At 59.0% G+C, this 14,136-nt stretch carries 17 protein-coding genes and 2 pseudogenes; 13 read left to right on the top strand and 6 right to left on the bottom strand.

Features of this window, described 5'->3' with window-relative positions; genetic code table 11:
• The 4 genes and pseudogenes from ACZRMS_RS25750 to ACZRMS_RS25735 all read left to right on the top strand — a co-directional run.
• Positions 1–754, top strand: a 754-nt coding sequence (locus ACZRMS_RS25750) for an IS3 family transposase (RefSeq protein WP_463997593.1), incomplete at its 5' end; no start/stop codon positions are given.
• A gap of 2 nt (positions 755–756) precedes the next feature.
• A pseudogene (locus tag ACZRMS_RS25745) lies at positions 757–966 on the top strand (DUF4432 domain-containing protein); the annotation flags it as partial.
• A 269-nt stretch (positions 967–1,235) separates the two neighbouring features.
• Positions 1,236–1,817 carry a hypothetical protein gene (locus ACZRMS_RS25740; RefSeq protein WP_463997592.1) on the top strand — a complete coding sequence of 194 codons (582 nt, stop codon included), beginning with the start codon at positions 1,236–1,238 and terminating at the stop codon, positions 1,815–1,817.
• A 71-nt stretch (positions 1,818–1,888) separates the two neighbouring features.
• Positions 1,889–2,473 (top strand): dihydrofolate reductase family protein, encoded by a 585-nt coding sequence (locus ACZRMS_RS25735; RefSeq protein WP_463997591.1) that lies wholly within the window; start codon positions 1,889–1,891, stop codon positions 2,471–2,473.
• A gap of 15 nt (positions 2,474–2,488) precedes the next feature.
• Here the strand turns inward: ACZRMS_RS25735 and ACZRMS_RS25730 are convergent, their stop codons facing one another.
• Positions 2,489–3,403: a LysR family transcriptional regulator gene (locus tag ACZRMS_RS25730; RefSeq protein WP_463997590.1), complete on the bottom strand. Its 915-nt coding sequence runs from the start codon at positions 3,401–3,403 to the stop codon at positions 2,489–2,491.
• 171 nt (positions 3,404–3,574) lie between these two features.
• Between ACZRMS_RS25730 and ACZRMS_RS25725 the strand changes: the two genes are divergently transcribed.
• The 4 genes from ACZRMS_RS25725 to ACZRMS_RS25710 all read left to right on the top strand — a co-directional run bounded on the left by ACZRMS_RS25725 (position 3,575) and on the right by ACZRMS_RS25710 (position 6,216).
• Positions 3,575–4,585: a zinc-dependent alcohol dehydrogenase family protein gene (locus tag ACZRMS_RS25725; protein ID WP_463997589.1), complete on the top strand. Its 1,011-nt coding sequence runs from the start codon at positions 3,575–3,577 to the stop codon at positions 4,583–4,585.
• A 95-nt stretch (positions 4,586–4,680) separates the two neighbouring features.
• The gene (locus ACZRMS_RS25720; RefSeq protein WP_463997588.1) at positions 4,681–4,854 is read left to right on the top strand and encodes a hypothetical protein; all 174 of its coding nucleotides are present in this window, start codon (positions 4,681–4,683) and stop codon (positions 4,852–4,854) included.
• A 31-nt stretch (positions 4,855–4,885) separates the two neighbouring features.
• Positions 4,886–5,440, top strand: a complete 555-nt coding sequence (locus ACZRMS_RS25715; protein ID WP_463997594.1) for a dihydrofolate reductase family protein — start codon at positions 4,886–4,888, stop codon at positions 5,438–5,440.
• A gap of 227 nt (positions 5,441–5,667) precedes the next feature.
• A complete protein-coding gene (locus tag ACZRMS_RS25710) occupies positions 5,668–6,216 on the top strand; it encodes a cysteine hydrolase family protein (protein ID WP_463997587.1) in 549 nt (182 codons plus the stop codon).
• On the opposite strand, the gene ACZRMS_RS25705 is transcribed toward ACZRMS_RS25710, so the two are convergent.
• The gene (locus ACZRMS_RS25705; protein WP_463997586.1) at positions 6,211–7,431 is read right to left on the bottom strand and encodes a benzoate/H(+) symporter BenE family transporter; all 1,221 of its coding nucleotides are present in this window, start codon (positions 7,429–7,431) and stop codon (positions 6,211–6,213) included. The two genes, ACZRMS_RS25710 and ACZRMS_RS25705, sit on opposite strands and share 6 nt — an antisense overlap.
• Positions 7,432–7,629: 198 nt before the next feature.
• Here ACZRMS_RS25705 and pdxR point away from each other — a divergent pair, with 198 nt between their 5' ends.
• On the top strand, positions 7,630–9,141 hold the full coding sequence (gene pdxR / locus ACZRMS_RS25700; RefSeq protein WP_463997585.1) for a MocR-like pyridoxine biosynthesis transcription factor PdxR: 1,512 nt from the start codon (positions 7,630–7,632) through the stop codon (positions 9,139–9,141).
• On the opposite strand, the gene ACZRMS_RS25695 is transcribed toward pdxR, so the two are convergent.
• Positions 9,138–9,515 carry a hypothetical protein gene (locus ACZRMS_RS25695; protein ID WP_463997584.1) on the bottom strand — a complete coding sequence of 126 codons (378 nt, stop codon included), beginning with the start codon at positions 9,513–9,515 and terminating at the stop codon, positions 9,138–9,140. The two genes, pdxR and ACZRMS_RS25695, sit on opposite strands and share 4 nt — an antisense overlap.
• 285 nt (positions 9,516–9,800) lie before the next feature.
• Between ACZRMS_RS25695 and ACZRMS_RS25690 the strand changes: the two genes are divergently transcribed.
• Positions 9,801–10,091: a hypothetical protein gene (locus ACZRMS_RS25690; protein WP_463997583.1), complete on the top strand. Its 291-nt coding sequence runs from the start codon at positions 9,801–9,803 to the stop codon at positions 10,089–10,091.
• A gap of 51 nt (positions 10,092–10,142) precedes the next feature.
• Here the strand turns inward: ACZRMS_RS25690 and chrA are convergent, their stop codons facing one another.
• Positions 10,143–11,360, bottom strand: a complete 1,218-nt coding sequence (gene chrA / locus ACZRMS_RS25685) for a chromate efflux transporter (RefSeq protein ID WP_463997582.1) — start codon at positions 11,358–11,360, stop codon at positions 10,143–10,145.
• Between the two features lie 225 nt (positions 11,361–11,585).
• Here chrA and ACZRMS_RS25680 point away from each other — a divergent pair.
• A pseudogene (locus tag ACZRMS_RS25680) lies at positions 11,586–11,693 on the top strand (SDR family oxidoreductase); the annotation flags it as partial.
• 16 nt (positions 11,694–11,709) lie between these two features.
• Here the strand turns inward: ACZRMS_RS25680 and ACZRMS_RS25675 are convergent.
• A complete protein-coding gene (locus tag ACZRMS_RS25675; RefSeq protein ID WP_463997581.1) occupies positions 11,710–12,249 on the bottom strand; it encodes a DUF1523 family protein in 540 nt (179 codons plus the stop codon).
• A gap of 217 nt (positions 12,250–12,466) precedes the next feature.
• On the opposite strand from ACZRMS_RS25675, the gene ACZRMS_RS25670 reads away from it, so the two are divergent.
• Both ACZRMS_RS25670 and ACZRMS_RS25665 read left to right on the top strand, forming a co-directional pair.
• On the top strand, positions 12,467–12,976 hold the full coding sequence (locus ACZRMS_RS25670; RefSeq protein ID WP_463997580.1) for a sigma-70 family RNA polymerase sigma factor: 510 nt from the start codon (positions 12,467–12,469) through the stop codon (positions 12,974–12,976).
• Positions 12,973–13,923: a FecR domain-containing protein gene (locus ACZRMS_RS25665; protein WP_463997579.1), complete on the top strand. Its 951-nt coding sequence runs from the start codon at positions 12,973–12,975 to the stop codon at positions 13,921–13,923. Before ACZRMS_RS25670 ends, ACZRMS_RS25665 begins: the two co-directional genes overlap by 4 nt.
• Before the next feature lie 30 nt (positions 13,924–13,953).
• Here ACZRMS_RS25665 and ACZRMS_RS25660 read toward each other — a convergent pair.
• A partial coding sequence (locus ACZRMS_RS25660) for a hypothetical protein (protein WP_463997578.1) occupies positions 13,954–14,136 on the bottom strand: 183 nt, incomplete at its 5' end.

Genomic DNA, 14,136 nt, shown 5'->3' with positions numbered 1-14,136 from the left:
GGATGTAGAACGCCTTCGATTGCGCAGTCGGGTGAGCGAGTTGTTCACCCAAGGCCGCAGTGCTCCCGGTAGCCGTAGCATCATGGCCATGATGCAGGACGACGGCGAGCAGATCGGGCGATTCAAGGTACGCAGCCTGATGCGCGAGCTGGAGTTGGTCAGCAAACAACCGGGATCGCATGCTTACAAAAAGGCAACGGTCGAGCGGCCCGACATCCCTAATATTTTGAACCGAGAGTTTGATGTGCCCGCTCCTGACCACGTCTGGTGTGGCGATATCACTTACATCTGGGCTCAAGGGAAATGGCAGTATCTGGCGGTTGTGCTAGATCTTTTTGCCCGCCGTGTTGTGGGCTGGGCGTTGTCGGGAAAGCCGGATGCCGACTTGGTCATCAAGGCCTTGGACATGGCTTACGAGCAGCGAGGGAAGCCTCAGGGTTTGCTGTTCCACTCCGACCAGGGCTCGCAATATGGAAGCCGGAGTTTTCGCCAGCGCCTTTGGCGATATCGCATGCGTCAGAGCATGAGCCGGCGAGGAAATTGTTGGGATAATGCGCCGATGGAGCGGGTGTTCAGGAGCCTGAAAACCGAGTGGATACCGACCATGGGCTACGCGACGGTCCAACAAGCTCAGCGGGATATCAGCCATTTTTTGATGCACCGGTACAACTGGATTCGACCGCACCAATTTAATGGTGGGCTGCCACCGGCTCAGGCCGAGAAAAAACTTAACGCAGTGTCCGGGATTAGTTGACCACTACACCCTCCTATAACCGCCGGTATCAGCGGCCACTGAACCTGGTACCGACAATTGGGCCGAAGGAACACAGGCAGTTCCGCATCAGTTACAGCTTGTTGGCGGATAAGTCGGCGGTGGATAAGGCCTTGAAGCAGGTGAGTGACATTCAGGGTGGGCGGGAAACTGAGGTGCGGCAGACGCCGTTGGTTGATCTGACCAAGGGCTGACACCGGCTAGAGTAGCCACGTCTGATCCCGTCGACTTGTTCAAGGTCCGCCAGCGTGCGCGCGACCTCAGCAGTCGATGGGCTGCCCGCAACGACAGAGTTAAACCCTCGCTGAACGATTAAGCCAATCCACGGTTGCGCTGCACCAGATCCACTCACTGGATACGTAAATCACCGGAGAGAAGATTGGGTGGGGGTTGCCTTCAAGACGAGGACGACTCAGATTACACACCAGGATGTAACTTCTGACTTTCCAGGGTGGAATTTATTTTGAACAAGGCCGTGAAGCGCCACACGATCATCACCATTCTGGCTGCGGCTCTGGCACCTGCAGTCATGGCTTCCACACCTGAAATGCCCCAGGGAATGACGGTCAAACAGCTAATGCCTACCGAACCGTTTCCATCGACTTACCCCGGATTTGAAAGCCAGAAAAGCAAGTTTCCGGCTCAACTTGAAGGCCACGGTGAGTTCGTTGTCACGCGAGTGGCAAGTGTCTGCTCTGACCCAGGCAACCCGATTAACTTCGCTATGGAGGCTGAAAGCTTCATCCGCATGGGCAACAAGCCTGTGGCTGCCGTGCTGGAAAAACGCAACATCGATTGGGAGATGTGCGACGCATCGGTCGTTGGGCAGAAACTCAAGGTGGTTCGCTTGCAGCTCCTGGAAATGGGGTGTGGCTTTCCCTTTGTGAACCAGAAAAACATTCCTTTCGACCAGATCGGTCAACATGCCTGTTTCTACGTGCCCGTTGTTGAATACAACGGCAAGGAACAAGCGATTGCCAGCGATGCGCTTGAAGGTTTCGAGGCGTTTGCTGTAGAGCGCCTGAGTGCCTACCTGAACAAGTAAGCGCTACAGCGGGCTCGCCGTACTGTGGTCAGACTGAACCCGGTAACCAAAATAAAATCGAGGAGAACGTCATGCGAAAAATCGTTTCGTTCGTGCATGTTTCACTGGATGGTTTTGTTGCTTCCACCGATGAGGGCATGGCGAGCCTGGGCTGGATAAGTCTGAGTGACGATTTGTTTGGATATGTGGAACAGCATATTGAGCAGACCGACACCGCGCTATACGGGCGCGTCACTTACCAGATGATGGAGTCCTACTGGCCAACCGCTGCCGAACAGCCCAATGCCAGTGCCCATGACCATGCGCATTCGCGCTGGTATAAAACCGCCCGGAAAATTGTGTTGTCGAAAACCCTGCTGGAAAAAAACCATCCTGATACCAAGATCATCAGTAGCCATTTAAGCGATGAAATCAGCAAGCTCAAGCACAGCGCAGGCAGCGATATTTTAGTGTTTGGCAGCCCCGGGGCCACTCATTCGCTGATGGCGGAAAACCTTATCGACGAGTATTGGCTATTCATCAATCCGATTCTGCTGGGGCAGGGTGTTCCCTTGTTCAAAAACATCAAGGACAGGACCGCACTCACACTGATGAAAAGTAAAATTTTCGCGTCGGGGGTGGCGTGCCTGCATTACGAGGTTAACCGACATAAATGAGGCAGGTTGCTCATCCTAACGATCCAGCAACGCGGCATGTAGCTGTGGAAAACGCTCCTGCAGCCATTCGATAAAAACCTGCACCTGCGGCGCAAGGTGAGTCCTGCTCGGGTACAACAGCGATACAGGTCGAGGGGCCGGTCGACAGAACTCCAGAATCTCCACCAAAGCGCCGCTATCAAGATGCTTGGCCACGGTGATGCCGGGGGCCTGAATAATGCCGAAGCCCGAGACGCCGCACTGAACGTACGCATTTGACTCGGTGACAGTGATGGCGGTGCTGCTGACAAATGTTCGATCCTGCCCCAGGACCGAGAAATGCCAAGGCAATGTCCTGTTGCTCTGGCCAGACAGGAAGTTGACGCCTCGATGGGCAACCAGATCGTCAAGCGTCTCGGGCGTGCCATGGGCGTCCAGATACTCGGGCGCTGCGCACGTGACCATGGTTGCCATCGCGATGGGGCGAGCGATCAGGGTTGAATCCGGCAGATCACCTATGCGTAATGCACAGTCGATCCCTTCGCCAACAAGGTCAACGGCTCGATCTGTAACACCTAGCACCATGTTGATGCCCGGGAAGGTGTCGGTGAATTCTTTGAGGCACTTGATGAATTCCATTTGTGCGAACGCGGTCGGGATATCGACCCGAAGCCGGCCCACGAGCGTGGCACCGGTACGATCAAACATCGTGGTCGCAGCGCAGATACCCGCAAGAATTTCCTGTACCCGTTGATAGAACAGTTCGCCTTCGGCGGTGAGCGCCACCTTTCTGGTTGTGCGCTGGAACAGCCGCACACCCAGTGACTTCTCCAGCTCCTGAATACAGCGGGTGACCTGGGGCCGCCCGATGTCCAGCGACTCGGCAGCTTTGGTGAAACTACCGAGGTCAGCCAATCTGGCGAACACTCGCATCGATTGCAGCAATTCCATGACGTTTCCCTGTGAGCCCCGGATGATTGACGGCGGCGCAGTGTTTGTTGCCTCAGAATAGAACAATCATGTCTTTTTTTGCGTATTTATTACGCGCCGCCAAAAGCGAAAGATGGCCCAAGGCGAACCGCTTTCGGTTTGCAACCATTTACGTGCATTTGGAGAATCACCATGAAGGCTTGGTTACTGAAAGATTTCGGACTCGACAACCTGCAACCGGGTGAGGCTGTGACCCCACAACCGAAAGCCGGCGAGTTATTGGTCAAGGTCGGCGCTGTGTCGTTGAACTTTCGCGACAAGGCAATCGTTGATGGCATCTATGAACCCCACATGGTGCCCAAACCTCTGATCCCGGTGAGCGATGCTGCCGGCACTGTGGTCGCGGTCGGTGATGGCGTCACGCGTTTCAAGGTCGGCGACCGGGTCAATTCGCACCTGTACTCCCGTTGGCTGGATGGCGAGCCGGGGCCGAACGAACCGGATTACTGTTTCGGTTCGCCATTGCCTGGCGGTCTGGCCGAGTACATGATCATCCACGAAGACAGCGCCGTGGCCGCACCTGCCAACATGAGCGACGAGGAAGCGGCCACACTGCCAATCGCCGCGCTCACGGCGTGGTACGCCTTGGTCGATTATGGAAATATTCAACCGGGTCAGACCGTGTTGGTTCAAGGCACTGGCGGGGTCTCCATTTTCGCCGTGCAGATTGCCACGGCCCTTGGCGCCAGGGTGATCGCGACGTCGAGTAGCGATGAAAACCTGCAAGCCGTGAAGCGTCTGGGTGCGGTGGCCGGCATCAATTACAGGACCACGCCGAACTGGGCGGACGAAGTGCTGAAACTCACCGGCGGCAAAGGTGTGGATTTGCTGCTCGACGTGGCCGGTGGCAGCGGCATCAATCAATCGGTTGCGGCGACCAAGGCCTCAGGGCGTATTGCGCAGATTGGCTTTTTGGCCGGGCAGACTGTTGAACTCAATTTGATGCCGCTGATTTTCCGTCAGACAACCATTCGCGGTATTGCGGTCGCGCCGCGCTCGTCGTTTGACCGCATGAATGCATTCCTTGAGGAACACAAAATCCGGCCTGTTATCGATCAGGTATATCCGTTCGAGAAAGCCCGTGAAGCCTACGAGCACCTGGCAAAAGGTGCGTTCGGCAAGATTGTGATCAAGATCGATTAACACTAAAAAAGGCGCCGGCAAGGCGCCTTTCTCTCCTGCTTCATAATTGATTGCGTAGACTGCATCCACCCTTATTCCAGACAAGGACGACGACTGTGCAGATACGCAAACTGCCCCGCGACGACTTGCCACGCGCCAGCGCCCTGTGCCTCGATGCGTTCATGCTGACGGTTGCGCCCTGGCAGGGGACGTGGGCGAGTCCGCCGGGCTGGTCTATCAGCCAATGGCGAGGCGGTGTTGTAATTATCTGGCTTGAGCACATGCTGTAAACACCGCCCAAAAACAGGAGTCTTTTTGACCATGGATACAAAATGTTCGGTCTTTATCGCAGCAAGTGTTGACGGCTTCATTGCCAGGATGGATGGCGATATTGAGTGGCTGCATCGGCCCGAGTACGAGTGCTCTGCATTGAAGGGGCTCAGTTATGATGAGTTCATGTCGACGGTCGATGCACTGGTCATGGGGCGCAAGACGCTGGACAAGGTGCTGTCCTTTCCTGAGTGGCCCTACGAGGACAAGCGGGTTGTAGTGCTCTCGCACGGGGAGGTACCGCTACCGACAAAACTGCGTGGCAAGGTCGATGTGCTGGCCGGCGATCCGGCACTTGTCGTGGCGCAGCTGGCGGCTCAAGGCCTGAAGCATCTCTATATAGATGGCGGTCAGACGATCCAGGCTTTCCTCGCTGCGGGATTGATCAACGAGATCACGATCACGCGTATTCCAGTGTTGTTGGGCAAAGGGATTCCACTGTTCAGTCAGTTGGGTGTTGAGCAGGATTTATGCCTGATTGACGCCTCAGTGTCTGATAACGGGTTTGTACAGAGTCGCTATCAAGTGCTCGTACAGGGCTCGTGATTGCGACCGCGTCGCAGCGTTCACTTGTCAACCCGGCGCCGCGCCGCTACTGTCAGCTTCATGAATCAACCACGTATTGCCTTGACCACGACCACCACGACCGCCAGAGGCGGGTCGTGAGAGGTGTCGTGAGCCAGTAACACACGAACTTCAAAAGGCCCGCCAGTGATGGAAAGGGCCTTTTTTTTCGCCCTTGTGTCGCTGGCCAACACGCAAGGAAATGCACCATGTATGCACTGTTGATTCTGGATATGCAGGTCGGTTTGCTTCACGGCCCGGATAAACCACGGGATGGCGAAGCGCTGCTGGCGACGTTGAACAAGCTGCTGGATAACGCCCGCAGTGCGGGCGCCCCGATTTTTCTCGCCCGCCATATCGGTCCTCCGGGTTCGCCGATCGAAGCTGCAAGCCCGTTGACGCAGCTGGTGCCGGAGCTGGTGTTGCGGGGCGACGAAGTGATTTTCGAAAAAAGCCGACCCAATGCCTTCGCAGGGACAGCCCTGGCCGATCAGCTACAGGCACTGGGCGTTCAGGGGGTGGTCATCGCCGGAATGAAAACCCAATACTGCGTCGACAGCACCTGCCGCGCCGCCCGGGATATCGGGTTCGATGCAGTGCTGATCGCCGACGGTCATACGTGCTCCGACACCCCGGCGCTAAAGGCCGAAGCCATTGTGGCTCATCACAACGGGACCCTCGCAGGCCCCTTCTGTCGTGTCATCCCCGCTGAAAAGTGGTGTTTCCAAGCGCTCTCGACAGACCGGCCCGGGTCATGACCGGTCTGTAGCGACGACCGGCTCACGGCGCGGAAAACGGCCGTTGAGTACGGCGTATGCCAACAGACCAATCAGCAACCCCCAGAACGCGCCACCGATACCGAACAACGTAATGTTGGCGGCGCACGCAAGAAAAGTGATCAGCGAGGCTTCACGGGATTCAACGTCGGCCATGGCACTGGCCAGACTGCCGCCAATCGTGCCCAGCAAGGCCAGGCCGGCCAGCGTTGTAATGAAGGTTGCGGGGAAGACCATAAAAACGGCGGCAAGGGTTACCCCGAAAATCCCGACGAGGATATAAAACACGCCTGCAGCAACGCCGGCGATCCAGCGTCTGGAAGGATCTTCAGAGGCTTCCTTGCCGGTACAAATGGCTGCCGTGATCGCGGCGATGTTGAACGCGTGAGATCCGAAGGGCGCCATGAGCAACGAACCCAGCCCGGTAATGGCCAGGACAGGGTTGGCGCGGGTCCTGAAGCCATCGTTGCGCAACACCAGCATGCCCGGCATGTACTGGCCGGTCAGAGTGATCAGAAACAGCGGCAACGCCACGCTGAGCAACGCATCCAGCGAGAATTCGGGCCGGGTAAATACCGGAGCGGCGAATTGCAGTTCCAGCGCCGAAAAGTCCACGCGCCCCTGAGTCAGCAGGAAGGCCAGCCCCAGCACCAGAATACCCACCACGGCGTAACGCGCGGTGAAGCGCTTGAGCACTACGTAAGCGACGATCAGCCCGCCCGCGAGCACCGGGTCAATGCTCATGCCCCCAAACGCACCGATACCGAATTTCAGCAGGATACCGGCCAGTAAACCTGCGGCTACACCCGACGGAATCAGGCGGATGAGTCTTTCGAACTGGCCGGACAAACCCAGCAGCACGAAAGCGGCGGCCGAAATGATGTACGCCCCTATCGCCTCGGCATAGGGCGTGGTTGCCAGTGCGACGACCAGAAAGGCCGCCGCGGGTGTCGACCAGGCAGTAATGATCGGTTCACGGGTCCGCCAGCTGAGGTACAGCCCGGTAATGCCCACGCCAATCGACACCGACCACACCCACGAAGCCGTCAGCTCGGGGCTCAGCCCGGCCACTTTGGCGGCCTGGAAGATCAGAATGAACGTGCCGCCATAGTTGACGATAACTGAAATCAGACCGGCAACAATCGGGTGGACAAGATCGCGCATGCGAACGGGGGACGTGGGTGCGGAAGACGACATGTTTTCTTTGCTCCTTGCAAAGCGGGGTGCCTGACCTTGGGCGAGGCGCCATTTATAGCGCCAAAATGGCATGCCTTGCCCCGACGCTTTTAAGTGATATACCAGACCACTTATCACAAGGGACGTAGCGGCGGTCAGAGTCCACGGCTAGACTGCCCCGGCCATTTCAGGCCCATTTTTTGAAGTCAGGCAGTTCACATGGCAAAAACCTTCGAGCTGGAAACGCTGAAAATTCGACTCAACGATGCCGAATTCCAGTTACTGGATCTGCATCAGCGCATACAGCGGGCATTGCGAGCACTGATCCTCGACGGCGCCCTTGACCCAGGCCTGAAGCTGCCCGCCACCCGGGCCCTGGCCAGCTCTTTGGGGGTTGCCCGTGACACTGTGGAGAATGCCTATGTCCAGTTGCACCGTGACGGTTTTATCGTGCGGCGCGAGGGGTCGGGCAGCTACGTTTGCGAAACCCTTGGCACCCGATTACACGGTGCGGCGCGCAGGCGCATCAAGACCCGGGACATCAAAAAAAGCGTGGCGGTGCCGGGAGCAGGGTTGAGCCAGCGCGGGCGAATGATTTTGAACAGCGGCGGGGTGAACGATCAGCAGGCGATCAGGGCCTTTGCCACCGGCTTGCCGGAAACCCGCTCGTTCCCCATCGATGTGTGGGAGCGACTGCAGCGCCAGGTGATGAAGGATTATCGCGCCAGCGTGCTGCTGCATGGCGACCCGCAAGGTGCCGAGCCGCTGCGCAAGGCCATCGCCACCTACCTGAACCTCGAACGTGGGGCCAGGTGCTCCCCGGACCAGATCCTGGTGTTGAGCAGTACTCGTCAGGCCCTGTACCTGTGTGCCCAACTGCTGGTGGACGCCGGTAAACCGATCCTGCTGGAAAACCCGGGCTACTTCGGCGCCAGGAAGGCATTTGAAATGGCAGAAGCCAGGGTGGTGGGCATAGACGTCGATGCGCAGGGCATCCGCACGGACCTGCTTCGGGCAGACCGCAGCGGCGCCAATTGCGTCTATGTCACGCCGTCTCATCAATACCCTACGGGGGCGACGCTGCCGCTGGAGCGCCGGCTTGAACTGGTCAACTGGGCCGCGGAGCAGGGCAAGTGGATCATCGAAGACGACTACGACAGCGAGTTTCATTACGACGGGCATCCGACCGCCTGCGTGCAGGGCCTGGACAAGTACCAGCGTACGATCTACCTGGGGACCTTCAGCAAAACGCTCTACCCCGGGCTGCGAATGGGCTACATGATTCTGCCCCCCGAATTGGTCAAGGCGTTCACCTGCGCGCGCAGCATCATGGATGGTCACACGCCACAAATCCTGCAGCTGACCCTGGCGCGCTTTATGGAGGACGGCCACTACAACGCCCATGTCCGGGCCATGCGTAAACTCTATGGTGCACGTCGAGCCATCACGCTCGACGCCATTGGCAGGCACCTGGACGGTATTGTCACAGCCCTGCGCCCCCAGGGCGGGTTGCAGATCCCTTGTCTGCTTGCCGATGGCTGGTCGGAGGAAAAAACCATCCGCCAGGCCGCCAGCGCGGGGGTGCAGCTATCCGGCCTCAGCCGGCTGTATGCCGGTGATGCGAAGGCACAGGGCTGGTTATTGGGTTATTCGTCCTTGACCGCTCATGAAATCGAAGCGGCCATGGTGCGCCTGGCCAATGCGTTGCAGACAGGGCCGGGGGCCGTTTAGCGACGATAGTAGCGGTGGTTGTCCTCGTAGCGGTGGCGCTTGGCACGATCATGGTGGCGCTCCCAGTCACGACGGCGTTCGGCCTCCCGGCGGGCCTGTTCCCTGCGCCAGTTGTCACGGCGCCAATCGTCGTTACGGGAGTGCCAGCGGCCGTCATGCCAGTATCGGTCGTCACGGGCAAGCAGCGTTGCTGGCTGCTCGCCGGTCATGCTGCTCAGTGTCGGCCAAGGGCTGACGGCAGCCGGAGCCTGAACGGCGACGACTTCAGTGGCGAAAACAGGGGTTGAGGTCCTCATCTGTGTTGCTGATGCCGGGCCCACTGCCGCGAATGCGAACAGGCCGATAAGCACCATCCGTGGGTCATGGAATTTCATTGGGGAGAGAACCTCTGATTAACTATTGGACAGGTCGCCATCTCGTTGCGGTAAACACGCAGGTGCGCGTGTACCGGGCGGATGTGCTTGTTCACATAGACCGATAAACCGGGAAAAGTTCTGAAAGCTCATGGTCTTGGCGACCGGAGGCAGGCACGCGCCGGTGGTCGTTGCATTCAGCCCGGTACTGGCGTTTGGCTAAACTTAATACATCGGGACGGATTGGATTTTGGGTGGTGGCCGTCCCGGGTTGGAGTCAGTCAGTAACGCCCAAAGGAGACGATCATGTATGCGGTTATCAGGACCTACCTGGGTGCCGGGGCAAAGCAGCTTTTCGATAGTCTGGAAGAGCATAAAGTCGATGTCGAAGCGACCCTGCGGGCAGTGCCTGGCCTCATCAGCTACACACTGCTGAACACTGGCGATGGCGGTACGGCGGTGACTGTTTGCACCGACAAGGCCAGCACCGATGCGAGCTTGAAAATAGCGCGCGAATGGATCCAGAAAAATGCCTCGCATCTTCACGCAAACCCGCCGGTCGTGACGGAAGGGCCGGTGATTGTGCAGATCACCTAGCGCGTCCCCGGCATGGCTCCCGCACTGCTTTGTGCCTGATGTCCCGGCGGATCAAGCCGCAGTAAAGATGAGGCTCAGCACCCATCCCGCAACACCGCTTGCGATGACCACCAGCCACGGTGGAAGCTTCCAGAACATCAGCGCAACCAGGGCGAGCAGTGCCAGGCCGAAGTCTTGCGGCTGGAGGATGGCACTCGTCCATACCGGTTGATAAAGCGCAGCCAGCAGCAGACCGACCACCGCCGCGTTGACCCCGATCAGCGCGGCTTGAGTGCGCACGCTACGGCGCAATTGTTCCCAGAACGGCAAGGCGCCCAGGATTAACAAAAAGGACGGTGCAAAGATTGCCAGCAGGCAGATCATGCCCCCGACCCATCCTGAAGGGGCAGGGTTCATCGATGCGCCGAGGAATGCGGCGAAGGTGAACAGGGGGCCCGGTACGGCTTGCGCGGCACCATAACCGGCCAAAAAGGTTTCATTGCTGACCCAGCCGCCAGGCACTACTTCGGCTTGCAGCAGTGGCAGAACAACGTGCCCGCCACCGAACACCAGTGAGCCGGACCGGTAGAAGGCATCCACCATTGTCACTGTCTGATTGGGCAGCCACTGGTTCAAGAGTGGCAGGCCAACCAGCAATGCCACAAACAGTGACAGCCAGATCGCCCCGGCCCGGCGGCTGATGGTGATGGGCAATGGTTCGTGACCGCTACTCTGCCCGGGTTTGAACAGCAGGAGGCCGGCAATACCGGCAGCGACAATCACGCTGACCTGCCCCCATGCGGACGGCTCAAGCAGGGCGACGCAGGCGGCAATTGCCATGAGGGTGACTCGTGGCACGTCCATGCACAGGTTTCGCGCCATGCCCCAAACCGCTTGAGCGACCACCGCCACGGCGACCACTTTGAGGCCATGCAGAGCGCCAGGGGGAAGGGCCGCGCTGTGATGCGCAATGCCCAGAGCAAACAGGATCAGAACAATGGCTGACGGTAGCGTAAAACCGGCCCAGGCCGCCAATGCGCCACCGTACCCTGCACGTGACATCCCCAGCGCGATGCCGACCTGACTGCTTGCCGGCCCTGGCAAGAATTGGCACAGCGCCACCAAATCGGCATAACTGCGCTCGGTCAGCCAGCGCCGTCGCGTGACAAACTCATCGCGAAAGTAGCCCAGGTGTGCGATGGGGCCACCGAACGAGGTCAGCCCAAGGCGCATGAAAATGAGGAACACCGACCATGGGCTGCAGAGTGTATCGACATGAGCGTTGGCCATGCAGTTGCCTGTCTGGTTGAGCAGAACCGGTTAAATGATCGAACTACGATAACGGATTGCGCTGATTTAAACAGGCCCGCTCTTGGAGCGGTACAGGCCTTGTAATGCAATGCTTGCACCAGCAATGCAAACGCAGGCAACGCCTGGCGGCGACTCGGGTAGTAGAGGTAAAAACCGGAAAACCAGGGCGATCAGTCTTCCGGTACCACGTCCCTTCACCCCATTGGACGTGGCGGCACACCCGATGCAGTCGGTGCAGTTGCCGCGCTGCCGATGGGGCCAGAAGGAACGTTCATCGCCGCGTTCTGGTACGACGGCCTGGCGCCTCAGTAGTGCGCCGGCCGTTCGCTCAATTTGCCGGCATTTGCGGGCGACGCTTCATGCGCCGTTTTACAAATACGGCAATGAATATCAGCACCAGCCCCACCACGCTGAAGAACACCGTGTTGAACCATGGGAAAGGTTCAGAACGGCTGTTGGTGGACTCGATCGCGGTGATGTTCGGAAACACCGAGAAGATCTTGAGGCGCCATCCGTAGTACCGGATAAGAGCCAGTTGCTGGGCGTCGCGCGAGTAGCCCTGGGCCTTGGCCTGGATGTCTGCCGAGTCGAACTTGAAATACCAGGGGAAGGACCAGCCGGTATCCTCGTTGCGATAAACCATGACTTCCTTGGTGTCCGGGTCTTCCGTGTTGATGAAGTAAACATCCCGGGTCGGGCCATCGGCCGGGTTTTCAGCGTTGATGACGCCGTTGTGATCGACCCGTTTGACTTCAACCCCCGTGACCATCACCACATCGTGCTGAGGCAGAAAGTAAAACAGTCCAAGCGCTACCGCGCCGACTGCAAGCAAGATGGTGCCCAGAATGATGCCCTTGAGCCACTTCATGCGAAAACCACGTACATAGCGAAATTTCCTGATTGCTGTTGATAGAACGAATGGGCGACCTTATCGCAGCCTGCGCAAGGGACTACAAGTTCTGCGTACTCCGCCTACATAATTTGTAGCAGTTTAGTTGCGCAACAGGAAAAAGTGCTGGTCTCAAGATATAACACAAATTAGAATCACTCTCATTTACCTCGCCTTACGCACAGGGTCTCTTGAGATGATTGAAGCTGCGACACCGAACGAGCAGACCCTGCATGCGCTGTATCGCGATCACCGCAGCTGGCTGGAAAATTGGTTGAGCCGGCGCATGGGCAATGCCTGGGATGCGGCGGACCTGAGCCAGGACACCTTTGTTCGTGTGCTTGCCAGCGCCCAGCCACTGGCGGATTTGCGTGAGCCACGGGCCTATTTGCTGACGGTCGGCAAGCGCCTGCTGAGCAACTTCTACACGCGGCGCAGTCTGGAGCAGGCCTATCTGGAGGCGCTGGCACGGCTGCCCGAGGAGAGTGTGCCGTCCCCCGAGCAACGCTGGCTGCTGCTCGAAACCTTGCAGGCGCTCGACGAGTTGCTCGATGGCCTGGCGCCCGTGGTGCGGCGGGCGTTTCTCTGGAGCCAGCTCGAAGGGCTGGGGTACCGGGAGATTGCCGAACGCCTGAAAGTTTCCGAGCGTACGGTCAAACGTTATATGGCCCAGGCCTACGAGCACTGCTTGCTGGTGGACGCTTGAAACACACCGAACCTTCATCCGGTCTGCGCCATGTTGCCCGGGCCGCAGCCCACTGGCTGGCACTGATGGAGTCCGGCACGGCCACAGAGCAGGATCGCGTGCATCTGCAACAGTGGCGTGACAGCGCCGGTGCCCACGAGTCGGCCTGGCAGAAGGCGCAGTTGCTGCGCCAGCGCTTCAGCACGCTGCCTTCGGCGTTGGCGATGGCCGCCCTTGACCGGCCCGAGCCGGGGCGCCGGGCACTGCTGAAACAGGCGCTGTGTGTGGCGGCTGTGGTGCCGACGGCCTGGCTGCTGAACCGCCAGTTGCCCCTGGACGTATGGCGCGCCGACCTGCAAACCGCCTCTGGCGAGCATTCGCGTGTGCCGCTGGCCGACGGCAGCATGCTGCAACTCAATACCGCCAGCGCCGTCAATGTCGATATGCGAGCCCGATTGTTGACCCTGGTGCGTGGCGAAATGGCCCTGAAAGTGGCGGGCAGTGCACCGATAACCATTGAGGCGCGTTACGGGCGCATCACGCTGAACCGCAGTGAAGTCTGCGTGCGCCTCAACCCGGAGGATTGTCAGGTTTCGGTGGTCAGCGGCACGGTGCAGTTGCAGCCATTGCACGGGCCCGCGCTGTTGTTGCGCGAGGGTCAGCAGGTCAGCCTGGGCGTGTCGGGAGCAGGGGTGGTCAGCCCGTTCGATCCGTTGCAACCCGGCTGGCGCCAGCGGGTGCTGATGGCGCAGAACCAGCCCCTGGGGGACTTTTTACGTGAGCTGAGCCGCTATCGTGCAGGTCTGCTGCGCTGGGAGCCGGAGCTTGAAACGCTGCGGGTCACGGGCAGTTTCCAGCTGGGCAATACCGACCGCATTCTGTCATTGCTGGCCGCTACCTTGCCGGTGCAGGTGCATGCCCGTACGCGGTACTGGGTCACGCTGGTGCCGCGAAATACGCTGGCGTGAACGCTGATCGTGTAGACACTCTGTTCCCGGTCAAGCACTGGCGAAGTGTTTCTCGCTAAACGGCTTGGCCGGATCAAAGGCGTCCGGGGCGGCAGGCCGGTCTGTTTGGCGGCAAGGTCTGCGAGGCTCGCACATCTCATCTGTGGGAGCGGGCTTGCTCGCGATGCAAGCGGCGCGGTATTTGAGTTGAATCGCGCCGATGCCATCGCGAGC

This window comes from Pseudomonas sp. B424, from assembly GCF_055408345.1.
The sequence above is the reverse complement of the archived record's forward strand: the minus strand, read 5'-3'. Positions and strand labels throughout refer to the sequence as shown.

Excerpts from the sequence above, each read along its gene's own strand:
- ACZRMS_RS25735 (WP_463997591.1), top strand. The coding sequence starts at position 1,889 with ATGCGAAAAATCGTTTCGTTCGTGCATGTTTCACTGGATGGTTTTGTT.
- ACZRMS_RS25730 (WP_463997590.1), bottom strand. The coding sequence starts at position 3,403 with ATGGAATTGCTGCAATCGATGCGAGTGTTCGCCAGATTGGCTGACCTC.
- ACZRMS_RS25725 (WP_463997589.1), top strand. The coding sequence starts at position 3,575 with ATGAAGGCTTGGTTACTGAAAGATTTCGGACTCGACAACCTGCAACCG.
- ACZRMS_RS25715 (WP_463997594.1), top strand. The coding sequence starts at position 4,886 with ATGGATACAAAATGTTCGGTCTTTATCGCAGCAAGTGTTGACGGCTTC.
- ACZRMS_RS25710 (WP_463997587.1), top strand. The coding sequence starts at position 5,668 with ATGTATGCACTGTTGATTCTGGATATGCAGGTCGGTTTGCTTCACGGC.
- ACZRMS_RS25705 (WP_463997586.1), bottom strand. The coding sequence starts at position 7,431 with ATGTCGTCTTCCGCACCCACGTCCCCCGTTCGCATGCGCGATCTTGTC.
- pdxR (WP_463997585.1), top strand. The coding sequence starts at position 7,630 with ATGGCAAAAACCTTCGAGCTGGAAACGCTGAAAATTCGACTCAACGAT.
- ACZRMS_RS25695 (WP_463997584.1), bottom strand. The coding sequence starts at position 9,515 with ATGAAATTCCATGACCCACGGATGGTGCTTATCGGCCTGTTCGCATTC.
- ACZRMS_RS25690 (WP_463997583.1), top strand. The coding sequence starts at position 9,801 with ATGTATGCGGTTATCAGGACCTACCTGGGTGCCGGGGCAAAGCAGCTT.
- chrA (WP_463997582.1), bottom strand. The coding sequence starts at position 11,360 with ATGGCCAACGCTCATGTCGATACACTCTGCAGCCCATGGTCGGTGTTC.
- ACZRMS_RS25675 (WP_463997581.1), bottom strand. The coding sequence starts at position 12,249 with ATGAAGTGGCTCAAGGGCATCATTCTGGGCACCATCTTGCTTGCAGTC.
- ACZRMS_RS25670 (WP_463997580.1), top strand. The coding sequence starts at position 12,467 with ATGATTGAAGCTGCGACACCGAACGAGCAGACCCTGCATGCGCTGTAT.